Below are 25,267 nucleotides of genomic sequence, written 5' to 3'. Positions count from 1 at the left end.
AATAGTTTTAAATAAATGAAAATAGATATTCCGTCTTTACACGCTACGTTAAAGTTGATTGTAAAACTTCATTACTTATCAAAAGTCAGGTGTATATATAGCGGGTGTTTTTATTGAAGAGTTTCGGCCTTAATTATTATAAGGAAGTGTAAAAGAGATATCCGTACCTGGTCCCTCCTTTTCAAGGATCTTGATCTGACCACCGTGCCGCAATATGATGTCGGCGCATAGAAAAAGTCCAATACCAAGTCCTTCAATATGCCCCTCACGATTGGCCCGATAAAACTTCTCAAATACTTTTTTCCGATCTTCTGATTTTATGCCCATCCCCTGATCGCTCACCACGATGGATACTTCATCTTGAAGGACTACCATCTTGATGTTTATGGGCGATTTTCCATCGCTATACTTAATCGCATTATTGATCAGATTGGTGATGACCTGTCCGATACGGTATCCATCGGCCTCTAAAAAGACATCTTGACTAGGTACATGGACTTGTATATCACTTTCAGGGAACACCAGTCCAGCGTTTTGGCTTATTTCAAGAATGAGTTGCGAGAGATTTATTTCGGTCTTATCCAATGTAATGCCCCTGGCCATAACCATCACGGGTGCAACCATTTCATTGAGCAACCGGTTGATACGCTCGGTAGCTTTAAGCGCATTCTGAACCAGCTTGTTCGATAGTGTGTTTTCCTGCACTTCCAATTTCCTTTCCAGCATTTGCAGTGTTCCTTTTACAGATGACAGCGGAGTCTTGATTTCATGCATGGCAATGCTCAACATTTCGTCGCGCAAAATTTCCAGTTCTTTCTTTTCGGTAATATCAAGCGTTGTTCCCGATATGACCTGCGGATAACCGGCCTCGTCATAAGTGACCCATCCACGCGCCTCAATCCAATGTATGGTATTATCGCTATGACGTACGCGGTACTGCGCGTTATAGGGAATTTGGAGTTCAATAGACCGGGCCACGCAATCTTGCATCGCTTCTAGGTCTTCTTCTACGATACAGCCCAGCATATCACTGTAACTAAACTCCTTCGTCGTGTCCCACCCAAAATTTCTTTTGCACTGATCCGTGCAAGACATATAATTGTTTTCTACCAAGCTTACTTCCCAAAAGCCCATACGAGCTTGTTCAAGCGCCTGAGCGAGATGTTTTTGGGATACTGTAAAAGTAGAATCCGTACCATACAAGTTAATCATACAGTTGAATAAAGTTAGCGGCCCTTATGAACCGCGGTAAAGGTACACATTTATAATATTATTAGTATTACAATTTTTATAACAGATGAATTCCTACAAAAGTTGGCACCTTTATCGGGCTTTGACGACCATCTTAATTAGCCACTGCCACGAGTGAAGTGGGTCGTGTTCCAATGTAAAATAGCCTATACTAAAAAAGCCGAACCCGGGGTTCGGCCATTATTTTAGCTAGCAAATTGCTGAGCAAATCCTTTTAGTTAGACGCCGGATATGTCGGTGCAGGGTAATCCCGGTCGACATGCATTTGATCGATTAAAATTTCACGGATCAGATGACGCATCCGGATATCATCGACAGCAATTTTAACGATCTTATTGTTGTAATAGGTATCACTTTCAAATTCAAGCTCAATCTTCTTGGCAAATGCGGGCGCTATCGATTTATAGTTAAGTACGAGCTCCGTTTCCTTGTCTGCTATTTTTTTTAGGGTCAACGTCCAGGTTACCCCGTACTCCGGAGAGAAGAAAATCTTTCTTGGCGGTGGCACTTTCAATTTTTTATCCTTTAACGTATAGGTATGCAAGATATGAATACTCGGTTTTGAAACGTCCTTTGCCGCTTCAGCGACTAGTTTATTAAACTTCTTTTCGTCGTCCACCACAGTTTCGATACTTAAACCCTGTTCTTCAATTTCAAAGGTAGCCGTCGTATCGGTTGCTGCAAGCGGTGTGACCTGTATTTTGCTATCTCCATTCCTGCCGGATATCTCGGAAACCGCTTCCTTCACACGGTCAAACCCTGCGGGTATGCGCTGCGGGAGCAGTTTAGTCGTTACTATTTGCGCCTGTACATTCCCTACTACCACCGCTAGAAGAAGCAGTATACAACAATATTTTCTCATCATGATTATTTAAATTATCCATTGAAGCCTAACATGCGCTCAATTTTGATGTAATTTAAGCGTTTTTATGATCGATTTGTTTAGCGATTTAATATTTAACTGCAGCCGTTTACAATTCGTCATCGCTGTGCCAACATTCGTTGCCGTACGGTCGCCTCGTTCTGCCTATCCATCAACGAGATCCCTTAGTTGCTCTGATCACCGGAGCGCGTACGAAAAGGTATACGGGCAAGTATACCTTACGATCCGTAATTCGGTTACATTATTCTGTAATTGGGGTAAGTGGCCAACGGGTCTTGCACCGTAATTTTGAGCAACAAAAAAAAGCAGCAAATGAAAACAAGAAAACTAGGCAGCCAAGGGCTCGAAATTCCAATGATAGGGCTCGGCTGTATGGGGATGAGCAGTTTTGCGTCCACCGGCGATATTTACGGCAAGGCCGACGAAAAAGAATCCATTGCGACCATCCATCGATCCTTAGCACTGGGCGGCAACTTTTTGGATACTGCCGATCTCTACGGTCCTTTTGAAAACGAAAAGCTTATCGCCAAAGCCATCAAGGGTAAGCGGAATGAGTTTATCATCGCCAGCAAATTCGGCTTTGAGATTGATGCCAGCGGCCAAGTGACCTGGCGTATCAATGGCCGGCCAGATTATATCCAAAAGTCAATCGAACGCTCCCTTAAAAACCTCGATACCGATGTAATTGATCTATACTATATGCACCGGCCTGATCCAAATGTGCCTATTGAAGAAACTGTCGGTGCCATGGCCGAACTGGTCAAAGCCGGCAAAGTCCGGTACCTGGGCATCTCAGAAGTCAGTGCCGAGCAAATAAAAAAAGCACATGCGACCTTTCCGATTACGGCGGTGCAGAATGAAATTTCCCTATTCGGACGTGAGGTAGAAACCAACGGCGTATACGAACTCACACAAGCGCAGGGCATCGGCCTCGTCGCCTACTCCCCCTTGGGCCGCGGATTTATTACCGGACAGATCAAGTCGCCGGACGATATTCCAGCAGATGATTTTCGCAGACTTATTCCACGCTTCCAGGGCGAACAGTTTTACAAAAACGTGGCGCTCGTGCGCGAGCTTGAACAAATCGGCATGGAAAAACAAGTTACTCCGTCCCAGCTGGCCCTTGCCTGGCTCATCCAAAAAGACATTGTGCCCATACCTGGCACAAAAAAGGTACGCTATCTGGAACAGAATATCGCAGCGACCGAAATCCTGTTGACTCCCGAAGAGCTACAGCGCATTGAGGCTATTCTACCCGTAGGGCTCGATACCGGATCGCGCGATGTCAGCATACCGCTGCAATCCTAGAAAATATAAATGTCATGTTTGCCCAAAGCGCATGACATTTTACTTAAATTAGCGTATCATACACTAGGCAATACGACCATGTCAACGATATTTAATAGGCCATACGAACATGTCAAAAAAAGAACCAGCATTCGTTAAGATAAATAGCATCGCGGAATATCATGAGGCATTGCAGTTGCCCAAACCGCAGCACCCGCTTTTCAGTATCACCGATTTCTCGCAGAACAAGCATACACATCCCTCGGTAGAAACCACCTTTCTACTCAATCTCTACTGTATTTCCGTCAAAGAAGATGCGCAGTGCATGTTGCGCTATGGCCCCCATCACTACGACTTTCGGGAGGGCCTAATGACCTTCTTTAAGCCCGGTCAGGCCATTACTGTAGATCCGACGAGCTCCGATGTCAAAGTCGGCTATTCGGTTGTTTTCCACCCAGATTTTATCCGTACCTATGAGCTGGTAAACAACATCGGTAGCTATAGTTTTTTCGACTATGAGGTCAATGAAGCACTTTTCCTATCCGAAAAGGAAAAGCAGCAGATCAGAACGATCGGAAAGGGTATTTTGAGCGAATATGAAGGCACCATTGACAGCTACAGCCAAGATGCCATTGTCAGTCATATAGCGTTGTTACTGGTGTATTCACAGCGCTTTTATGACCGTCAGTTTATCACCCGTAAAGCACACAATATACCATTGGTTAGCCGGTTTGAGCAGTTGCTGGATGAATACTTTGACGCCGGCACACAACACACCGGCCTTCCGCAGGTAGGGTATTTTGCGGAACGTTTGAATATGTCAAAAAACTATTTAAGCGATCTCCTGCGGGCGCAAACCGGTGAGAGCGCACAGAACCACATCCAGCATAAGATCATCGAAAAAGCAAAAAATCTGCTTTCACGCTCTCAGCTTTCTGTCGCCGAAATCGCCTATCAGCTCGGATTTGAACAGCCACAGTCCCTCAATCGATTATTTAAAAAGAAAACATCGGTCTCCCCACTTGAATTTAGGAGAACGATAAGCTTTAACAATCTTTAACTTTATTATTATAATCAATCGAATAAATTAGCGTACCTTTATGCCAATTCAATCACTCAAGATCGGATTATAAAAAAAGAAAGAATATCTCTCCCGTAAAAAGTCAAATGTCCCAGTCTGTAAAATTCAGCAATGTAAATACATTGTTCTCTAAAACCCTAAAACAAAAAATCAATACTTATTTTCAAACTTCGCTGCAACCCAAAACGGGGAATCGTAAAATTTACCTGAAGGCCGCTATCCTGCTCGTCAGCTTTATAGTGTTATATGGGCTGCTCGTATTCGCGCCCCTGCACTGGAGCGTTGCAATCGTATTATGCCTTATTTTTGGTATCAACCTCGCTGCTATTGGCTTTAATATCATGCATGATGCGGGGCACAATTCTTTTTCAGACAACAAACGCCTCAATACATTACTATCCTACTCGCTCAATCTATTGGGCGGTAATATCTACTTTTGGAAACTCAAACATAATATCGCCCACCATACCTACACCAATATCGATGGCGAAGACCACGATATTGAGGTTAAATTTATGCGTATACATCACGACCAGAAACTGTGTAAGCACCATCGCTATCAACGGTTTTATTTTCCGTTGCTCTATGGAATTTCCTATTTGGCATGGATCTTTTACCAGGATTATGAGAAGTATTTTCGTGGCCGTATGGGCGATAAAATTGAGCGATTTCATTTTCCACTCAGCGAACGTATTATTTTCTGGGTTAGTAAGCTTGTTCACCTCAGCTTATTTGTCATTATTCCGGTGATCTTCGTAGGATGGCTGCCCACGCTTATCGGACTGCTGATCTCAGGTACGGTTTGTGGCATGAGTCTGGCCACCGTATTTCAACTGGCCCATGTAGTTGAGGAGACCGAATTCAAAACCATTGACCAGTCTAAGGTCGAAGAAGAATGGATGATCCACCAGATCCAGTCCACCGCAAATTTTGCTACCCGCAACAAGGTACTAACCTGGTTGCTTGGCGGACTCAATTTTCAGGTTGAGCATCATCTTTTTCCAAAAATCAGCCACGTGCATTATCCGGCACTCAACCGCATCGTCAAGCAGACCTGTAGCGAGTATAAAATAAAATACAACGAATTCCGTAGCTTTGGCACTGCCTTTAGGTCGCATTTAAAAGTCCTGGAAGCCATGTCAAAATAGGCTCATTACGTATCGTACTGTTTTTTAGATCCGGAGGAAGTACGCTTGTGCAGCTGCATCCATTTTTTCGGTTTAGATCCGAAATGGCTTTCGAATAATCTGCCAAAATAACTTAAGTTGCTAAATCCTAAGCGGTACCCAGTTTCAGAAACAGATAATAACTCGTCCCTTAAAAGCCGTCCAGCCTCCTGCATACGCAGACGCTGATAATAAGGATACATTCCCATACCGAAAACCTGTGTAAAAAGCTTACGAAGTTTAATGACATTCATACCACTTATTTTCACTAATTCTTCCTGAAGAAAAGGCCGGTCCATGTAGTTCGCTAGCTGATCCCTCACCCGATAGATCGATTCGAGTTCATATTTTGTCAATTGCTGATGAGTGACCTGCGTTCTGGCAGACAGGTTTTTAAACAGATGAAAGAGTAACTCGAGTGATTTTAACCTATAAAAGGCATCAGAAAGCGGTTCACCACAGCTAGACTTCGCTATCTCATTGGCAATTGCCGCTATTTCTGGCGACATAAATTCTTCAATCCAGAGCGTTTTATCGTTATCAAACAGATAATCGAATGTGCGGTGTGCTTTTCCAATGAAACTTTTTAAATAATCGAGACTCACCAGAATGGTTACCTGCTGGATATTGACGGCTTTTGGAAATGTCAACTCGGTTGCCACATGTAAGGGTACGATGCGGACATGTGGTTGTACCTGCGGAGTTGAGGGCGAATGAATGATATTCTGAAACGAAATGGATACCCCATTTTCGATGATTTTGATCGGCTCCCTTCGAAAGCAAAAGGTTTGCTTGGCCACTACCGAACGAATCATAAGCAGCATTTCGGGCAACAGATCGACCATCTTAAGCTCATTCAGTTCGAGCATTTCCAATTCGGATCTGTCGGGCGATAGCGAAACGCCCAAGCGATCCACCCAGTAGCTCATTTCTTCATTTTTTAGCGACACTACTCATTTTATTGGACTAATTTTGCTTTTTATTGAACTATTTTAGCCTTAAAAGTATGCATAAATTTGCATTAATCCTTACAAATAAAAGCAATGAAAAAACATATCTTAGTTACCGGTGCCGGAATTGCCGGCTTGACCGCAGCAAATTTCTTGGCGCAACAAGGTCATTGTGTCACGCTAGTTGATCGCTCACCTTCATTCAGCAAGGCCGGATTTCTTATTTCCCTAAAGAGCTTCGGTGTTAAAATCATGGACGAGCTCGGGCTTAGCTGGGCGCTACAGGCAGCATCATCCCCTTCCGAGACAGTCGATTTTGTTGAAACCAATGACAGCGTTATCCAGCACATCGCTTATGACAAAATGAATGAAAACATCGAACGCTCCGTATTGATATCGCGGGGCGGATTGCACCAGGTATTGTACGAGGCCATCAAAAACGATGTCCATATCCTATTTGACACCACGCTGGTACAAGTCAATGAAAAGGAAGACTATGCAGAAGTCGAGCTCTCAAACGGGAGTACGCTGTGTGTCGATTTAATTATCGTGTCGGAAGGACTGCGTTCCGCTACTCGGCAGCAGTATTTTGACAACGTACAATTTGAGGATTTCAATATGCTGTACGTAGGCGGCAAATTAAGGCAACATCACCACAAGAAAGTTGGTGCTTTTAAAATCTATATTGATGTAGACAAGATGCTGTCGATCTATCCCATCGCAGAAGATGAGATAGCCATCCAGTGCTATTTACGCAGTTTTGAAGACCTCAAAACGTTGAGAAACAGCGCACCGTCCATTCTTAAAAATGCATTTGGAAGTTACAATGCTGAAGTAAACCATTTGCTGGACAGCTTATTGGATGAAGGTTTATTTTTCATCGACAAAATGGGCATGGTACATACGTCAAACCTGGTCAATGGCAGGATGGTGTTGCTGGGAGATGCAGGCTATTGTCCTACAGCGCTATCGGGCATGGGCGCTTCACTGTCTATTTACGGGGCTAAGGCTTTGGCTCATTATATCGCTCTGGAGCCCGATGACCTGCCGTCCGCCTGTCAAAAATACAACCACCTGATGCAGCCTGTTATCACAAAGTTTCAGGGCAATGCGAAGAATAATGCCTTAGCTTTCTTACCCGAAAATGCCTTTCATCTCGAGAAATTTGTTGCGAACTTTCGAAATGCCAGTTTCAGCGATGTCCAGAAAATAATGACAGATCCGATTGTACTGACGAAGGATCAGGAAAATTTTATTTTAGACTAATGCCTACGCTTTGCCCCTTCGCCAGCACATAAAACTGTTTATCAACTCATCGCTTTACGCGCAGGGTACTTCCCCTGTGCATAAAGCGATGAAACTGTTTATTATTTTTTTCCCATAGCCTTTATCGCCATTCCAGCTGCAATACCGCCAATTACGTACCATGCTACGGTCATTAATTTGGTACGATCGGTCTTTTTTATTGGCTCGGCATTCAGCCCGGCCTGCTCTGGGATAGTCAATGTAGCTACCCCCACCAAAGTACCCAGGAGTGCCCCTTTGAGCAGCAGGTTATTCTGACTACCATATCCGATAAGCGTATACAGCATCGCATTTGAAGCGACATCCGCACCAAATGTAGCTGCGACTAAAGTATTACCTTTTGGCGGTTTAAAACCCGCAAAGCGCACTGTTTTTTTCATCGCCTCCTCACCCACTTTATCCACTTCAGGAGCTTTGGAGTCAAACCTTTTGGCAGCACTATGGACTATATTAAGTACGAGCGCACCGAACAATCCGCCCAGCATATTTTTATTCAATCCATTCATATCTTGCTAGTTATGTTTTTAAATTTATCGTTACAATTTATCTACAGTTCTTTAGAGAACACGAGAAGACCACAAATAGTTCAATCGAATCACGAGATCATTTCGTTCTAGTCATTTGAGGCTATGCGCGCTTGATAGCCATAAATCGATTGCGTTCGAGTGTTAACAGAAAATAACTGGCAATGGAATCACCTCTGGAAGTCGCAACATAATAGTTGCCGGGAAATTACTTATCTTTATATCATTATCGTCTAATTTAATTGATGCAAGTGATCAAGTATCTTCTATTCCAAATTTTGCTATTTCTCTGTCTTTCGTCTTTTTCGCAAACGTTTAAAAGTGACAGCGTCAAATCATTTCTGGACAACTCCATTAACCTCATCAGATCAAACGCCGTTGATACGACCAACATCAACCTGATTGAAAGCATCTTATATAGCAAAGCAAAAAATCTGGATACAGTATCTGACCTAGCTCCACTATATACTGAGGTCTTTCGCCTGCTCAGGGATCATCACGGATCACTTAAATACAAGGATAGAACCTACGGCTGGGACAAGGCTGAGCGGCCTGAAAACACTTATGTAAAAGGGAGGTTAAAAACTGAAAAGGCGGTAGTCAGCCAGATCATTGATCGTACAACAGCGTACCTCAGGATACCCGGCAATCATGACTTTGCATTTAAGAAAGTCGACAGCATTGCCAATGATATCACAGCCCATATCAACAAAGTATCCACTGCAAAGATAAAGGCATGGATCATCGACTTAAGAACAAATACCGGTGGCAATATGTATCCTATTTTCTTGGGTTTGCAGGAGTTTATCGGTGATAACATGGTTTTCGGAGGTTTTAGAAATGCACAGGGCTTATCATCCGGGCAATGGGAAATCAGGGATGGAAACATGCGGATTGACGGCATTAAATTGCTTAGGCAGGTACAATTAAAAAAACCATTAAAAAAAGATATTCCCCTGATTATACTTACGAGTTGCTACACCGCCAGCGCTGGTGAAATGACGGCTATATCGTTAATCGGAAGAAAAAACACGTATATCGTTGGTGAACCAACGGCTGACTATACGACCGCTGTGCAGGGCTTCACGATCAGCAAGGAAGCTGGAATAAATCTTTCCACCGACTATGTCGTTGACAGAAATTCAAAGATTTACACCCGAAATATCCTGCCTGATGTTGAAGTTTTGCAAGGCGATAATTTTGAAAATCTCAAGAGAGACAAGAAAATCCTAAAAGCACTGGAACTACTCAACAAATAATCAATCCATTTCCCGAAAGCGGAGCGGTGTCATCTGCATCTTTTTTTTGAAGAAATTACTGAAATGAGTAGCCTCTTTAAAACCTAACGAATAAGCGATTTCGGAAACATTCCATTCCGTATGCCGCAGCAATATTTTGGCCTCCTGCAGCAGACGGTCGGCAATAATCGTGGAGGTAGTCTTTTCAGTGATCTCCTTGACGGCGCGGTTGAGGTGATTGACATGGACCGCAAGCTGGCCCGCAAACTCCGAGGGTGAGCGAAAGCCGATCCTTTGCCGCGCATCCTCAATCGGAAACTGACGCGCTAAGAGTTCCAAGAACATATGCGTAATCCGTTGAGATGCATTTGCTTGCTGCTTTTCCACTTTAGAAGCCGTCTGCATGCTATGCGTATAGTGCAGCAGATCAAACACAAGATTTCGCAGCAGATCGTATTTATGCGCATAATCCGAATCTAAGGCATCCTGCATCTTCCCATACACCTGTTTAATATCTTCCAGTTGCCCATCCGTCAGCTCAAATACGGGTAAGGCATTCGGTTTAAACACTTCGTAATCATTGAGGTTGCCAAAATGATGAAAGAATGATGCCGTAAACACACAAAAAAATCCCGACTTATAATCGTCAATCCATTCAAATTTGTAGGGAATCTGCGGATTGGTAAAAAACAAGGCCTGCTTTTTTATTTCAATCACCTTGTCGGCATAATGTATTCTGTTTCTACCAATAATCAGGGTGATCTTATAATAATCTTTTCGGCTATAGACCACTGGCTTCGTATGCTTACCTATGTATTCATCGATTGTAAAGACATTGAAATGCCCTACCCCATGTCGGATATTCTCGGGAATGCGGTCAAATTTAGACCGGTAAAATTCCTCCAGCGACTGCAATTTTTCCATGTGTTGAATATACGAAAATCAAATAAGACGTTGTCACTCGATAGTGACAACGCCTTTATTTGCCGCTTAAGACATTTCCTTAAAATCAGTAGTAAAAGAAACAGGCTTATTACTTTCCAGCTCTTCCGAAAGCAGCGTGATTTTCTCCTTTGCCCTTTTGTAGGCATCGCTTCCGAGGTAGAGGCGCACAGGCGGATTGGGATGCGCTGCAAGATCGATAAAAACCTGAGCCAGCAGTTCGGGATTACCGATCTGGGTTCCATTCATCGCTGCATATCTTTCGTGCGAGGCCCTTACCGCACTATAGCCATCGATTTTCCTTTTGGCCAAAACAAGCGAGCTGTCGTCCAGAAACGCGGTGCGGAATGCCCCCGGCGCCACCACCGTCACCTTCACGCCAAACTCCTTTACATCTTCTGCCATGACTTCCGAAAGCCCAGTTACCGCATATTTTGTGGCAGCATACATTGCCCAGCCAATTCCTGGGGCGAAACCTGCAATAGAAGAAATGTTAATGATGTTGCCCGATCGTTGCTGCCTGAAGTAAGGCATGACGGACTGCATGGTTTTGACGACGGCCATGACGTTAATGTCAAAACTATCTTTGATTTCGTCCTGATCTATTTCTTCCACCGCTCCCCCTATCCCATAGCCTGCATTATTCACCAACACATCAATTTTCCCAAAGTGTGCAACTGTGCGTTCCACGGCTTCACGGATGGCTTTGTCACTAGTCAAATCCACTTCAAGAGGTAAAAAATGCGCCATGTCTACATTCCCCACAGCGTCAATTAAAGCGCGTATTTTTCGACTTGTTGCTGCTACGCGATAGCCTTTTTCAATGAGTTTTTTGACCAACGACAGCCCCATACCTTTGGACGCTCCCGTTATAAACCATACTTTATTTGTCTCCATATCAATTCATATTATAGGACAAAGTTAGCACATCGTTCGGCGGCGGTGGTGACTAAATAGAAACAATAGCTGACGAAAATCAAACAATTACAACAGATTGCCTCGAGGTTGGCCGAGTTGCACAATTCTTTTATTGTCCACAGGAAGACGAGGCAAGATTTATTTTGGCTTAAAGGCGGTACCGAAGCGATAGATTGCGCCAGATCTCGGTAGCAAAGTGCTGATCGGAATGCATATTTTCAAAAAACCAGCTGTCGCCTTTCTTTACTAATTTTTGGTCAATTCCATCCAGCAAAATTGGCAGCTCTGTATCGAACTTTGATAAAGATTTTTTTAACAATATCAACTGGTAATCCTGTCCTTTGTACGTTAAACGGAAAACCTGCGAACGATGATGCTCGCTGTTTATCCTGTCAATTGTGCCTTGCATAAATATAAACCTTCTAAAATTTTTAAACTATGGCAATTACGCCAAAACGAATGCGATGAAAGTATGAATATCGATAAATAATCGTGCCAAAAGCATTGAAAATCGCTATAAAAAATGACAAATTATTACCTATCTATCCAGCAGTTCGTGCTGTCAAAATGATAGCTCAGCATCCGCGGAATGTGTATAGCCTAAAATGCTAGAAGGCAAAATGCTAGAGAGGCAAAGTGAACCAGAATGTTGCTCCCTGTCCTACCACACTATCCACGCCGATAGTACCACCATGATTTTTGATGATATCTGCACAGATATAGAGTCCTAAGCCAAGACCTGAGAATTTTTGTCCCTGATAGTCTGTGCGGTAGTACCTCTCAAAGAGTTGGGCGCGTTTTTGCTCGGGTATACCAGGGCCATCATCCTGCACACTAATCATCATCTCCTTCTCATCAAGTTTATTTGCTTTGATAGCAATATTCGACTTGGGTGCATATTTAATGGCATTATTGATCAAATTGACTATAACCTGCCCGATCTGCTGCATATCGGCCGTAACCTCTTCCTGTAGATCGCCTCCGAAAGTAATTTGTTCAGCTGTTTGATGATTAAAATTAGCACGGCACTGTTCGAACAATTCCGATAGTACAAAAGGCTTTTTATCTAATGCCACATGCCCTTGTTCCATTCTTCTTGTATCGAGCAGCTCGTCGATTAGAACCGTCAGTCTATTGAGGCTTTGCACCGATTGATCAACAAGTTTAACTTTAATTTCTTCAGACAAATCCATGCTTTTCTTTTGAAGCATATATAATGACCCCTTGAGTGCAGTGACGGGGGTTTTGAGTTCGTGACTGGCTATACTGATAAAATCGTCTTTACTTTGCGTGACGAGCCGTCTTTCGGTCACGTCCATAAAGGTTCCTATCCCCCCAGTGAGCACCCCTTTCTCATCGAACATGGGTGCAGCATTGATCGAAAGATATATGATATCTCCATCTGGCGGTTTTACGGCAATCTCATGATCGGTGACCGGCTTTTGGGTCTGCATCATGATTGACATTGGATGCTCCTCGGAGGGGAGCGGCGTTCCGTCGATACGCAGATTCTGCCATTGTGGATCATCGTAGGTACGCTTTTTAATGTCTTTCTCTTTCAAACCCAAAATGCGCTGAGCCATCGGATTGGCATACACCATTTGACCTGCGGCATCAGTAACACCGACACCTTCTGCCATCGTTTCCAATATAGACCTAAGCCGTCGCTCGCTCTCCCTTAGATTCCTTTCTAAGGATTCATTCGCTTTAATCGTTTGCTCCAAATGTTTAATCGCATCAGCGTGTAGGCTTTCGCCATCTTTCAGCAGTATCTTTTCTGCCGTCGAATGCGCATCGTGGCTGCGCCAATTCAGCTTATTTACCCGCTGCAAAATACAAGAGACTTTACCGGCTTTATCTACGATAGGCTGATAGGTATACTCATCATATAATGGGGTCGTTTCGCCATGCACCGCTGGGGCCGAGTGCACACCACAAGCCACAACTTCTTTTCCCGAATGCCAGCTTTCCCGCAGAAGCGCCAGGATCGAATTACCCTTCAGCCCAGGGAATACCACCTCCAATTTCTTTCCAAATACCGATTCATCTTTGTTCCATATTTTGAGCATTGCGTTGTTCGCAAACTGGAGGCAGAGGTCCTCACCTGTATAAATTGCCATTGGATCACCGGATTGCTGTAGTATTGTGAGAAGAGCATCGTTGCCCAATGCCGAGAGAAATTGAATCATCATTAGAAATCTTAACGGTGTTAAAGGTATGAAATTAAAAATCGGGGCGCGTATGCTGTGGGTGAAAAATATCCGAAATTCCTGTTCCAACGCGCTAACCCGGATTTATATGATCAAAAGTTTGAAAGGCCTTTCGGAGGCCTTTCAAATTACTAAATCACACCGTATACTTATTCTTCCAAAGGCAGTTTGACCCCCTCTTTTATTTCGTCATTGGCATGCAGCAAGATTTGATCACTCCTATTCAGCTTTCCAAAAACTTCGGTCGAATCATGTGTGGACACCCCCTCTTTAATATCCACAAAATGAGTTTTGCCGTCTATCAGCTGAATTACGTACTGCCTTTCTGTCGAACGTACAATACTATTGGAGGGTACCAATAACGAATTCGCTCCGGCAGATAAGGGAATATCCACCTCACAGTATAACCCCGGCTTGAGTCTGTTATCCGAGTTGGGCACATCCACCTCTATGGCTTCGGACTGCATCGCACCCAAAGAATTTGCCGAACGCGCAATCATCCCTTCAAATACCTTATTCGGTGTATTATTAAAACGATAGGTCACTTTCTTCGAGAGATCCACTTTATCGACATAAGTCTCGGGGATCTGTACTTCCAACCGGAGTTTATTGAGATCCTGCAAGATCAATAGCGGTTGATCATTCCCTTTTCCCGGTCCTACGAGCGCACCTTCGGAGACGTTACGCTGCACAATCACCCCATTGAAAGGCGCTTTGATATTCAAGTAAGACTGCAACATCTCAACCTCCTCCACATTTGCTTTTTCCGACATGGCAACCGCTTCGTCCGCTTTCATCTTCGATAACGCATTGTCGAGATCAAGGGGTGACACTGCTCCCTCCTCCTGCGCTGCATTTTTAAGCCTTTTATATTTATCCTTACTCGCCGAAGCCGTTTCCTGAGCCTGCACAAAGCGGGAATGCGCCGCTTGCACCGCGGCCAACATCTCGGGTGCCTCCAACTGCATCAGCAGCTGTCCCTTTTTTACAAGGGTTCCTCTATCCACATATATATGCTTCACAAAACTGTTCATTTTGGCATAGATATTTACCTCGTTAAAGGGTTTGAGTTTGCCGGGCAGGCGTACACTGCTCGACATTACTTTTTCTTGTATTACGGTGGTCTGGTAGGTACTGGCTTTAGCCGGATTTTTCAGCGTCAGATCAATCGGCTTTTCGGTGTTACCACAAGCCGAAAGTAAGCTTGCCAGCACGAGTACAAAGCCTGTTTTTTTTATCCGTTCTATTTTATTGTTCATGATTTGGTATTTTCTTTAAGGCATGCGCGCCGCATTCAATCAGCCCGCATACCTTTGGCGTTTTTATCTTTAATACTATTCTCTTCCTTTGCAATCCCCTTGCGGCCTTTATCATCGCAGTTCCTGCGGATGGGTTTCGATGGATAAAGACCCATGATCGGGCTCGTCCTGCGGCAACAGGGATTCGGAATCAAACGATGATTTTTCCTTCATCCACACAAACAGCAGCGGCAATACAAAAAGGGCGGCAAAGGTGGATGCAAACAGCCCGCCGATAACGGCTCTGCCCAGCGGGGCAGCCTGTTCGCCTGTTTCACCCATGCCCATGGCCATGGGAATCATGCCGGCAATCATGGCCATACTGGTCATCAGGATGGGACGCAGCCGTGTGGTTGCACTGGCCAAAGCCGCTGTACGGGCATTGCGAAAGTCGAGCCGCAGCGTTTCAGCATTGGACACGATCAGGATCGCATTGGCGACCGACACCCCCGTAGACATAATCATGCCCATATAAGACTGCAGATTGAGCGTAGAACCGGTGAGCAAAAGCATGGCCAGCGAGCCCAATATTACGGCTGGAATAGTCACCAATGCCGTCAGCGAAAGCTTGACACTTTGGTAATTGGCGGCCAGCAGCAGAAAGATCACAACAACAGCACAGGCCAGACCGAGCTGCAGACTGCCCATGGTATCGAGCAACAGTGTCGACATCCCCTTCATTTCCACCATAACACCGCGCGGCGGTGCCGGAAGCTCGCGAATCGCCTGCTGCACATCGGCCGTTGCTGTACCCAGGTCCTTTTGATGAATATTGGCCATCACTGTCAAATACCGCCTTGGCCCCTGCCGGTCATACTCTCCCGGTACATATTGGGTATTGAACGTGGCAATATCTCCCAAGGTGGGCGTGAGCTGCCCTTTTACCAGCGGAATCTCTCGCAGTTCGTCCATGGTATTCATCACATATTCCGGCACCTGCACCTGTACCTGATACGTATAGGTATTGTTTTCGTCGAGCCATTGGATCTTTTGCGTAAATCGGCTGGACGAGGTACTCGCAGTTACCGATCGCGCAATATCATCCATCTGCAGACCAAGCTGTGAGGCTTTGAGCCGGTCGATGGCAATGGCAATCGTCGGCAAGCGTAGTGGCTGCGCAATCTGCACATTGCGCAGATAGTCGATATGCCGCAGTGAACTGACCACTTTATCGGCATAGACCTTTAGTTCGTCCATTTTCTTTCCGGCAACGCGCACTTCGATCGGTGTTGCCGCCCCCTGGCTCATAATCTTTTCGGTCATATCAATAGGCTCAAAATTGAGGCGCAATTTGGGCAGTTTAAAGTGGATGTTACGCCGTAAGGCATCTTTAAGCTCATCCATATTGACATGATAATCCGCATTGAGGTTCACCTGGATCACCGCCTCATGCGTCCCGGTATTAAATACATACAGGTTACTGACCCCATAACTGCTGGGTACCAGACCGACGTAGGCCGAACTGATGGCAACCTGGTGGTTTACCGTGCTATCGATTACTTGGAGCACCTGCTTGACGGACTCTTCGGTACGTTCGAGCCTAGTGCCATCCGGTTCCTTGATGCGCAACTGAAACTGCCCATTGTTGACCTTGGGCATCATATCCTTGCCGATATACATAAATGCTGCCGCTGCAAGAGCGACCGTGAGCAGCAGATAACCGACAATCACTTTGCCCTTATGCCGCATGGACCGATACAGGCCAAAGCGATACCGCTTTTTGATCTTATCGAAAAATCCAGGCGAATCCGACTGGAAATGACCAATGTGATGCTCTTTGAGCAGCCAGTTGGATAGAATGGGTACCAGCGTCTGCGCCATGAAATAAGAAGCGATCATGGTCAATCCGATGGACAAAGAGAGCGGCAGAAACATCGCCCGCGGTATGCCCGTCATCATAAAGGAAGGTGCAAATACGGCCAAAATACAAAACAGGATTAAAAGCAATGGTACCGCAATTTCCTGACAGGCCTGATAGATGGCCTTACGCTTGTGTGCCCCTTGTTCCTGATGCTGATGAATGCTTTCGATGGTCACCGTGGCCTGATCGACCAGAATACCGATGGCCAGTGCCAATCCGCTCAAGGTCATAATATTAATGGTCTGGCCAAACAAGGTGAGCAGCAGTACGCCGATCAGAATGGACACCGGTATGGTTACAATGACGATGAGGCTGCTTCGCCAGTCGCGCAGAAACAAGAGTACCATCAGGCCGGTAAGCAAAGCACCGAGCCCACCTTCGTGCAAAAGACTCTGCACCGAATTCATTACGGCCACGGACTGGTCAAACTCATAAGACACCTTGACATCCTCTGGGAGCAGATTCTGGATTTCGGGCAATTTGGCTTTGAGGTTGCTCACCACGGCCCAGGTAGATGCATCCGATGTCTTGACGGCAGGAATATAAACCGAGCGCCGCCCGTTGATCAGGGCGTAACTTACGGTCACGTCCGAAGCATCCGATACCCGTGCCACATCTTTGATGTAAATCGGAATCCCATTTTTTGTCAGAATAGGGATATCGGCGAAGTCGGCCACATTCTTGATCAATGAATTGATGGTGGTTACATACATCGTATTATTGAGGTGCAGGTTACCCGATGGCGACATCACGTTGAATTTGGACAAGGCCATCACCACCTCATCGGCGGTGAGGTTGTAGCTCCGCAGTTTATTGGGGTCTACATTCACCGTGATCGTTCTGGAGTTGGCGCCGAAGGGCGGCGGTGCCGAGAGTCCCGGTACCGACGAAAACGTGGGCCGTACCAGCGTGCTCGCCATATCGTAGATCTCTTTGAGGCTTCTGGTTTTCGACGAAAGAACCAGCTGCCCCACCGGTAGTGAAGAGGCATCAAAACGGACCACCTGTGGTGGCAAGGCTCCAGGCGGGAAAAACTTCATGGCCCGGTTTACCTGCAGCGCCACCTGCGCCGAGGCCTCGGCCATATCGGTGTTTTCGTAAAAACTAAGTTTCAGGAGGGTGAGGCCCTGAATATTTTTGGCGGATATATTCTTGATTCCATTTACATACAGAAACTGATCCTGCATCCGCGAGGAGAAGAAACCTTCCATTTGCTGCGGGGACATTCCGCCGTATGATTCGATGACGTAAATTGTCGGCGAATTGAGCTGCGGAAAGATATCTATCGGTATTTTCAGTACAGCGAGCACCGAAAAGAGCAACAGGCTCAGCGTGATGATAACCGTGGTAATGGGCCTTCGTAAAGCAGCTGTGACTAGTGACATAAGTGATTAGTTAAAAAGTTGAAGAAAGCCATCGACATTGTTCTGTGCCACCACCTGGTGAAACAATGCCAGGTAATAATTGTACTTGGCCGTGATGTAATCGCGCTCTGCCTGATAGAGCATGTTCTGGGCTACATTAACCTCCACGATGTCGATGAGACCGTTTTTATAGAGGGAAAACTTCTGACGGTAGGCGGCATTTGCAGCCTTGGTCTGACGCGGTATTTCCTTGAGCCGTCTTCCGGCAGTTTCCACTTCGGCGGCCGACTGTGCGATATTCATGGAAATGTTGGCCTGTTGTTCCTGTAGTTTCTGGCCCGCCTCGTTCACCATAAGGCGCTGCGTATTGAGTTTTACCTTTTTGCGGCGCAGGTCGAATAGGTTGTAGTTGATGCCCAGGCCAACGAGGTAATTGCCACGCTGCAAGCCAAAGCCATCGGTGAGCGCCCCATAGCTATTGTCGCTATGGACACTGGAAGCCCTTCCCCAGACTGCGCCGGAGAGGAACAGCTTGGGGCGGTAGCTGCTGGCAACCAGCTTTTCTTCCATCTTGGTCTTATCGAACAATGCATTATAATAGGCGACCATCGGATGCTGTCGGCCACCATCGAGCGCAATGGGGGCATTCTTGACCTGCTCAAAAAGAATCTTTTCGGCCGTGGTATCGGCTACAATCTGAGCTGGCGATATTCCCGCCAGCGTGGCCAGCTGAATCTGCAACTGCTGCTGCTGATTGTCCAGCTCGATGAGGCTAAGCTGGCTCCGCGATATTTCGGCATCGGCCATACTGGTATCTACCCCCGCCCGGATACCACTTTTGACAAGTGCAAATATCGATTGGCGGATTTCCTGGTTACGGGCGATGCTGCGCGACTGAATACCGATCAGGTCGTGCAGCTTTAATAATTGCAGGTAACTATAGATGGTAAAAGACTGTAAGTCGTATTTAGACTGATCAAAACGGCGGTTTTCGACGTTTACCTCCGACTGGGCGAGTGCGTCCTGGGCGTTGAATTGACCAAAGTTATACAGTTCCCACTGGAAAGCTGCGATGCCAAGATTGCTGCTCACCGCCTGATACTTATTATCGGCGCGGATACCGCCATTGTTGGTCGGCACGAGGCCAAATCCGAAGTAAGGCCCCGGTACATTATTATTGGATCCGACATCTGCCTGATACGACAGCTGGAGGCTTGGCAGACGGTTATTTTTCACTTCGGCGGCACGGGCCTGCTGTACCTGTGTACGCACGTAGTCGGTCCGCAAAGAGGGCGCATGCTGCGTTACCGAAGCGAGCAGTTCGTTGAGTTTGATAGGCACATGACGCTCCTGACCGTAGCCCAATAGGCTACAGCAGAGCAGCACATGCCCCATAAGGACAAGTTTCTGAAACATATAAAAAGCTTATTTTAAATAAATGAATGTCTGTAGTCCCACGGGGAACCATTGCATACGATTAAAATGGCTTTTTTATCATAAGGTGAGCTGGAGATTACGCAGGTAAAGCCGTTCTAGCGGCAATATGTTAGACAGGAAGTGCCCGGTAGAAAACGCGTCGAAATTTGGAACAAAAGTGTTAAAAAAATGAGTGATGAAAAACTCCTTCACTTTGGCCACAAAGTGGCGGACGGGCGATAGCGTCAGGCACACACCATCCTTTGCATCCACCCAGTCCAAATATTCCTGTTTGCGTTTACTAAAGGCTTTGATAACGGTGATAAACTCATTCTCGCCCTGCGCTTTTGCCTGATGGTAGAGTGAAAAGCCGATCAAAGGCTTTACAACTAGCAGCATCGCACTCACCAGTAAGAGAAATTGAAATATGACTCGTCTTAACATAGGTTGTATTACGTCTAATGCATGCAATTTGATCTGCATACGCTACAAATATAAACAATGACGTACTACGCGAATGTAACATTGCCATAGCAAAAGTTTTTGTAAACATGATGTTGCAATCGATGTTTGTAGTATATTTATGCATCAATTTAACGGTGATAACCTGTTAGCGCCAGAAAGCACTATTCGTATATCATATCAGCTTTCTGTAGCTTCCTGTGCAGGAGGCTGTTACACAGGGTCGCTGAAAATTGAACATAAGCATTTAGACACGATGATTTATACTAAAGACGCCATTGCTGCATTTGAAAGAAGATACAGGGCCAACTTTATCAATTCACTGGGCGGGTTTAAAAGCCTGGTACTGATCGGCACCAACAACAGCGACGGAAGTGAAAATTTAGCTACGTTCAGTAGCTTATTCCACCTGGGCGCAGATCCTGCACTTTGTGGTATTATCCTTCGGCCGGCCACTCCTTTTAGCAGTACATTGGATAATATTCTGGAACAGCAGTGTTATACCATTAATCATGTTTCACCTGCATTCGTACAACAGGCGCACCAGTGCAGCGCCAAGTATCCAAAAGGCGTGAGCGAATTTGAACAGGTTGGGCTCACCCCCGAATACCTGGAAAACATCCCCGCTCCTTTTGTGCGCGAAAGTACACTTAAATTTGCCTGTAATTTTGTGCAGCAAACAGCCATTGAGCTAAACGGTACGACCTTGGTCATTGGGCAGATTACAACGGTGCTGGTGCCGGATACGTATGTCAAGGAAGATGGCTATATTGATATCGAAGAAGCCGGTTCAGTAACCACCAGCGGACTTGACAGCTACCATACCACAACGCGCATTGAAAGACTCCCCTATGCAAAGCCTTAGCCACTGACGCAGCGCTTCAGTGCAGTTCTATTAAAAAATACACGTCCTAATTTAATCGACAACAAACTATACAGGCCATGTTAACACTAGATTTCTCCACAGTTGCCGAGTTACACACCAACAGGTTAACCCTGAGACGGGCAGATGCAACAGATATACAGCAGCTCTATCGCTTACGCGCTGACGAGCAGATTATGAAATACATCCCACGCCCGCCGGCCACTTCACTAGACGAGATCGCCGAGTTTCTGCGGCTGACGGATGAAAAAATTGCAGCCAATGAAATGATCAATTGGATGATCACCGTCAAGGGTGACCCTACCATGATTGGCACAATAGGCTTCTACCACATTAAGCCTGAGCATTATCGTGCAGAGATTGGCTATATGTTGCTCCCGGAATTTCAGGGGAAGGGCTATATCACTGAAGCGATTGCGGCAGTCGTCCACTACGGCTTTGAGGCGATGGGACTTCACTCCATCGAAGCGTTAGTCGATCCCGAAAATATAGCTTCATGCGCCGTACTCGAAAAATGCGGTTTTGTAAAAGAAGCTTATTTTAAAGAAAATGAATTTTATAACGGCAAGTTTCTTGATACCGTGGTCTATTCTAAATTAAATAAAGGGAGCTAAAGAAATACTTCTTGATTATTGCTACAGCTCCCTGTACTACTGATGTTTAATCTTCTATTTGCAGATGCGTACTCAAGGCAATACGGTTCCAGCCATTAGCGATATCCTACTCATTCAACTTGGTAAAAAAGCTCAATTATACATGGTAAAAAAGCTCGGGTCCCAGAAAAGGCGCAACTCCAATCGAACATGGATTTTTCATAAAATCTTTTCCAATTCATTTCTGTGATCCTCACCCCATTTGGCTGTTATCTCGATGACCGGTATAAGGCTTTCACCCACCCTAGTCAGTTCATATTCTACTTTCAGCAGATGCTGATCAAATACGATTTTATTGATTAATCCATGTTCGATCAATTGGCCAAGCTGCGCATCCAGTACACGGCGGGTAGCATTAGGAATTTTTCGCTGCAGCTCACCCGGACGCTTGATACCTGAATGAATGGCCCATAGCAGGTTTATTTTCCATTTTCCTTGAACCACCTGTAGAAACAGATGTAAACCACAATCTAAATTAACCGGAAGCTTTTTTTCGTACATAGCTGCTATATTTTACGAAGGTATAAAGTGGGTATAGATAAATTTATCCATAATTGACACGCGTACTTTATGCCCTTAACTTTGCGACAAAGTAAATATAAAAATATGAAATACAAGTTATTTGGATCAAATACAGGACTACATGCCAGTGAAATAATTTTGGGAGCAGCCAACTTTGGAACAAGAAAAGGCTACGGAGCCGACCCCGAAGAATCAAAGAAGATTTTAACAGCTTATGCAGATGCAGGTGGTAATTTTATCGATATATCGGATGTCTATCAATTTGGAGAGGCAGAAGAAATCGTAGGCAACTATCTAAAGGGGCAGCGAAGTAATTTTATTATCTGTTCAAAATATACCCGGAGTAGTGATCCCAACCCTGCAATCAGTAATTTTGGAAATAACCGTAAATCTATGCGACAGGCTGTTGAACAAAGTCTAAAAAGGCTTAAGACGGACTACATAGATATTTATATGCCTCATTATGATGATGGTGTAACTCCATTGGAAGAAATAGCTTTGGGTCTCCAAGATCTGGTCAGCGAAGGGAAAATAGTTTATGCGGGGCTCAGTAATTTCCCAGCATGGAAGGCATCGTCCATTGCATCTAAAACAAAAATCACTGCTTTACAGATTGAATATAACCTATTGCAACGTACTGCAGACCGCGAACTTATCCCGATGGCAACGGAATTTGGTTTGGGTCTGATGATGTACTCGCCACTGGCTGGCGGACTGCTCACCGCAAAATACAGAAAGGGAGAAGCCGGGCGCATCAACCATTCTTCTATTGCTGAATATTCGGAAGACGAAAAAACCAAACAGATCATTGATGAATTGGTATCAATGGGAAAAAAACATGAAGCAACTCCCGGTCAGATTGCATTTGCCTGGAATTTATCAAAAGAGGCATTCCCTTTACTGGGGGCACGCAATATCAATCAATTTGAGCAAAGTATCAAAGCGGCTGAAATTAATTTGACAGCTGATGAGCTGACCAAACTGGATGCTTTAAGCTCAGTTAGCCTCGGGTATCAGCACGATCTGCTGAAAACGGTTCGTGGTTGATTTTGTAATAGATAGTAATTTTTAAAGTATATGCACTACATTTGAATTTAAAAAGCGCCGCATGTCGAAAAGTGATTCTATTTTAGTGAACAGCATGGATTCCAGCAGCAGTATTGCTGTTGGAATTTGGGATGGCTCCACGCCGGGCATCCTCAAAGCGCTGAATCCCCATCGGCACGACCACTATACCTGCATGCTTGTTGAAGCCGGACCGCTGGAAGTCCAATTTGATTTTGAACCGCTTACCATGCCCGCCGCAACGCTTTTTATCTGTCCGCCGCACCAGGTGCATCAGATTACCGGCACATTAGGGGCATCGGGCTATTACATTTCGTTCGAAGGCCGTCATATCACGAGGACGGCAAAAGACGTCCTTGATGCATCTTTACATGAAACCATTATAGTGTCACTCGCAGCGCCCGAGCAACAATGGTTTACGTCCGTGCTCGATTCGTTAATAAATTTGCACAGCATAAACAATATTGTACATCAGGACGTGCAGCAACCCTTGCTTTCAGCTTTTATAACACAGGCGGTAATTTGCCAACAGCGCAAAGTAGTTGGGTCCCTAAGTCATAGCCCTCGGATTATCGGTATAACCAACGCCTTCAGGAATCTTGTCAGGAGCGATTACCGCAGTCTTAAACGCCCCTCTGATTATGCCGAAAAGTTAAATATTTCCGTGGCCTACCTCAATGATATCGTAAAAAATGTGACGGGCTTATCCGCATCGGCACTGATCCAAAAGGAAATACTAAGCGAAGCACAGCGCCTGCTCTATTATTCACCATTGAGCATCAAGGAAATTTCGGTGCAGCTGGGCTACAAAGACACCAAATACTTTATCCGGCTTTTCACGAAAAAAGCCGGACGGTCGCCAGGCGATTACAGAAAGGCACTACGCCCCAATCCAGACCTGACTTAGGCAACCCAGTCCTTTCAACTCCGACACGGCTTCTTTTTTTGTCCACCTTTTACCTTTGTTTGTCAGTTTACCTGGGTTCAATTTTTGACCAATTTTGTCCTACAGATAAGTTTTAAATTTAAATCGTTCAGATATGAAAATTTTAGTCATCGGTGGTACAGGTCTTACTGGAAGACTGGTCACAAAAAAGCTGGCAAACCTGGGTCACCAAGTGGTCATCGGTTCGCCTACACATGGTGTGGATCTTATGACAGGCGAAGGTCTTACACAGGCACTGGAAAACACAGCGATCGTGATCGATCTATCTAACTCCTCTTCTCCCGAAGAAGAAAATGCCATCCACTTTTTTCAGACCGCGGGCAAGCATCTATTAAAAGCGGAGCAGGCTGCAAACATCCGGCATCACCTCGTACTTTCCATTGTCGGAACGGACAATGCGCCGCAGATCGGCTATCTTCGCGCCAAGAAATATCAGGAAGACAACATCAAAAGTTCTGGAATACCCTATACCATTATTCGTTCGACACAGTTTTATGAGCATACCGATGCCATCATTTCCGTTCAGGGGCAGGGAGACGAGGTATTCGTTTCGAAGATCGACTACCAGCCCATTGCCCTCGAAGATGTCACCGATTACATTGTACAGTTTGCACTCGAAGAACCGAAAAACGGTACCGTAGAGATTGCGGGGCCTACAAGGGCCCATATGGATGATTTTGTTGCAAAATATATAGTGATAGCCGGAAAGCCTCTAAAGGTTGTTTCTGATGAGGATAGCAAGTACATGCATCTTGTCGTTCCAAGATCGTTGCTTGTACCTGCTGGAACATACCATGCCGGTAAAATCTATTTTGAGGACTGGGCACTGCATACTGCATCACATTAAGTCCCCTACTTCTTTTACCCTTAAATGCAGGTCGGCGTCGACCTGCATTTATGATTATGCCGGCAATAATATATTTAGTCTAACGCACCAAACGATTTTTACGGGCGATACAATAGTCGCCTGGTTTCATGCGGTAGTTTTTCTTGTCGTCTTTTAATTTAAAAAATGTCAAATAAAGGGATCTAAAGAAATACT

General features: G+C 45.2%; 23 protein-coding genes. 10 read left to right on the top strand and 13 right to left on the bottom strand.

The features are described from left to right. Positions 1-129: 129 nt before the first annotated feature. A complete protein-coding gene (locus B3139_RS15345; RefSeq protein WP_293884480.1) occupies positions 130-1,212 on the bottom strand; it encodes a PAS domain-containing sensor histidine kinase in 1,083 nt (360 codons plus the stop codon). 253 nt (positions 1,213-1,465) lie between these two features. Continuing rightward, positions 1,466-2,116 (bottom strand): transcriptional regulator, encoded by a 651-nt coding sequence (locus B3139_RS15340; RefSeq protein ID WP_293884479.1) that lies wholly within the window; start codon positions 2,114-2,116, stop codon positions 1,466-1,468. A 330-nt stretch (positions 2,117-2,446) separates the two neighbouring features. Here B3139_RS15340 and B3139_RS15335 point away from each other — a divergent pair, with 330 nt between their 5' ends. The 3 genes from B3139_RS15335 (at position 2,447) to B3139_RS15325 (ending at position 5,650) form a co-directional block, all read left to right on the top strand. Then, positions 2,447-3,442, top strand: coding sequence for an aldo/keto reductase (locus B3139_RS15335; RefSeq protein ID WP_293884478.1), 996 nt, complete (start codon positions 2,447-2,449; stop codon positions 3,440-3,442). A 109-nt stretch (positions 3,443-3,551) separates the two neighbouring features. After that, on the top strand, positions 3,552-4,481 hold the full coding sequence (locus B3139_RS15330) for a helix-turn-helix domain-containing protein (protein ID WP_293884477.1): 930 nt from the start codon (positions 3,552-3,554) through the stop codon (positions 4,479-4,481). 107 nt (positions 4,482-4,588) lie between these two features. After that, the gene (locus B3139_RS15325; RefSeq protein WP_293884476.1) at positions 4,589-5,650 is read left to right on the top strand and encodes a fatty acid desaturase family protein; all 1,062 of its coding nucleotides are present in this window, start codon (positions 4,589-4,591) and stop codon (positions 5,648-5,650) included. Positions 5,651-5,655: 5 nt separating this feature from the next. On the opposite strand, the gene B3139_RS15320 is transcribed toward B3139_RS15325, so the two are convergent. Continuing rightward, the gene (locus tag B3139_RS15320) at positions 5,656-6,597 is read right to left on the bottom strand and encodes a helix-turn-helix transcriptional regulator (RefSeq protein WP_293884475.1); all 942 of its coding nucleotides are present in this window, start codon (positions 6,595-6,597) and stop codon (positions 5,656-5,658) included. 114 nt (positions 6,598-6,711) lie between these two features. Between B3139_RS15320 and B3139_RS15315 the strand changes: the two genes are divergently transcribed. Then, a complete protein-coding gene (locus B3139_RS15315) occupies positions 6,712-7,884 on the top strand; it encodes an FAD-dependent monooxygenase (protein WP_293884474.1) in 1,173 nt (390 codons plus the stop codon). Positions 7,885-7,985: 101 nt separating this feature from the next. Here the strand turns inward: B3139_RS15315 and B3139_RS15310 are convergent, their stop codons facing one another. Further along, on the bottom strand, positions 7,986-8,429 hold the full coding sequence (locus tag B3139_RS15310; protein ID WP_293884473.1) for a hypothetical protein: 444 nt from the start codon (positions 8,427-8,429) through the stop codon (positions 7,986-7,988). A gap of 269 nt (positions 8,430-8,698) precedes the next feature. On the opposite strand from B3139_RS15310, the gene B3139_RS15305 reads away from it, so the two are divergent. Beyond that, the gene (locus tag B3139_RS15305) at positions 8,699-9,706 is read left to right on the top strand and encodes a S41 family peptidase (RefSeq protein ID WP_293884472.1); all 1,008 of its coding nucleotides are present in this window, start codon (positions 8,699-8,701) and stop codon (positions 9,704-9,706) included. Here B3139_RS15305 and B3139_RS15300 read toward each other — a convergent pair whose 3' ends face one another. From B3139_RS15300 to B3139_RS15265, 8 genes are all read right to left on the bottom strand, one after another. After that, complete coding sequence (locus B3139_RS15300) at positions 9,707-10,609, bottom strand: helix-turn-helix domain-containing protein (RefSeq protein WP_293884471.1); 903 nt, start codon at positions 10,607-10,609, stop codon at positions 9,707-9,709. It abuts the gene before it with no gap. 66 nt (positions 10,610-10,675) lie between these two features. Then, a complete protein-coding gene (locus B3139_RS15295) occupies positions 10,676-11,524 on the bottom strand; it encodes an SDR family NAD(P)-dependent oxidoreductase (protein WP_293884470.1) in 849 nt (282 codons plus the stop codon). 169 nt (positions 11,525-11,693) lie between these two features. Further along, a complete protein-coding gene (locus B3139_RS15290; protein ID WP_293884469.1) occupies positions 11,694-11,954 on the bottom strand; it encodes a hypothetical protein in 261 nt (86 codons plus the stop codon). Positions 11,955-12,168: 214 nt separating this feature from the next. Further along, a complete protein-coding gene (locus tag B3139_RS15285; protein ID WP_293884468.1) occupies positions 12,169-13,737 on the bottom strand; it encodes a PAS domain-containing sensor histidine kinase in 1,569 nt (522 codons plus the stop codon). A 167-nt stretch (positions 13,738-13,904) separates the two neighbouring features. Continuing rightward, positions 13,905-15,014, bottom strand: coding sequence for an efflux RND transporter periplasmic adaptor subunit (locus tag B3139_RS15280; RefSeq protein ID WP_293884467.1), 1,110 nt, complete (start codon positions 15,012-15,014; stop codon positions 13,905-13,907). Between the two features lie 111 nt (positions 15,015-15,125). Beyond that, positions 15,126-18,299, bottom strand: a complete 3,174-nt coding sequence (locus tag B3139_RS15275) for an efflux RND transporter permease subunit (RefSeq protein WP_293884466.1) — start codon at positions 18,297-18,299, stop codon at positions 15,126-15,128. Between the two features lie 6 nt (positions 18,300-18,305). Beyond that, complete coding sequence (locus B3139_RS15270; RefSeq protein WP_293884465.1) at positions 18,306-19,694, bottom strand: TolC family protein; 1,389 nt, start codon at positions 19,692-19,694, stop codon at positions 18,306-18,308. A 78-nt stretch (positions 19,695-19,772) separates the two neighbouring features. After that, positions 19,773-20,138 (bottom strand): hypothetical protein, encoded by a 366-nt coding sequence (locus B3139_RS15265; protein ID WP_293884464.1) that lies wholly within the window; start codon positions 20,136-20,138, stop codon positions 19,773-19,775. Between the two features lie 139 nt (positions 20,139-20,277). On the opposite strand from B3139_RS15265, the gene B3139_RS15260 reads away from it, so the two are divergent. Both B3139_RS15260 and B3139_RS15255 read left to right on the top strand, forming a co-directional pair. Continuing rightward, complete coding sequence (locus tag B3139_RS15260; RefSeq protein WP_293884463.1) at positions 20,278-21,021, top strand: flavin reductase family protein; 744 nt, start codon at positions 20,278-20,280, stop codon at positions 21,019-21,021. Between the two features lie 77 nt (positions 21,022-21,098). Continuing rightward, entirely contained in the window at positions 21,099-21,653 is a 555-nt protein-coding gene (locus tag B3139_RS15255) for a GNAT family N-acetyltransferase (protein ID WP_293884462.1), read from the top strand. 198 nt (positions 21,654-21,851) lie between these two features. Here the strand turns inward: B3139_RS15255 and B3139_RS15250 are convergent, their stop codons facing one another. After that, positions 21,852-22,193, bottom strand: a complete 342-nt coding sequence (locus B3139_RS15250; protein ID WP_293884461.1) for a winged helix-turn-helix transcriptional regulator — start codon at positions 22,191-22,193, stop codon at positions 21,852-21,854. A gap of 105 nt (positions 22,194-22,298) precedes the next feature. Between B3139_RS15250 and B3139_RS15245 the strand changes: the two genes are divergently transcribed. From B3139_RS15245 to B3139_RS15235, 3 genes are all read left to right on the top strand, one after another. Next, complete coding sequence (locus B3139_RS15245) at positions 22,299-23,261, top strand: aldo/keto reductase (RefSeq protein ID WP_293884460.1); 963 nt, start codon at positions 22,299-22,301, stop codon at positions 23,259-23,261. 61 nt (positions 23,262-23,322) lie between these two features. Next, complete coding sequence (locus tag B3139_RS15240; RefSeq protein WP_293884459.1) at positions 23,323-24,186, top strand: helix-turn-helix domain-containing protein; 864 nt, start codon at positions 23,323-23,325, stop codon at positions 24,184-24,186. Between the two features lie 133 nt (positions 24,187-24,319). Then, complete coding sequence (locus B3139_RS15235; RefSeq protein ID WP_293884458.1) at positions 24,320-25,072, top strand: SDR family oxidoreductase; 753 nt, start codon at positions 24,320-24,322, stop codon at positions 25,070-25,072. The last annotated feature ends 195 nt before the right edge of the window (positions 25,073-25,267 follow it).

The organism is Sphingobacterium sp. UBA1498, from assembly GCF_002325125.1.
Classification (GTDB): Bacteria; Bacteroidota; Bacteroidia; order Sphingobacteriales; family Sphingobacteriaceae; genus Sphingobacterium.
This window is presented reverse-complemented; position numbering and strand designations above follow the sequence as displayed.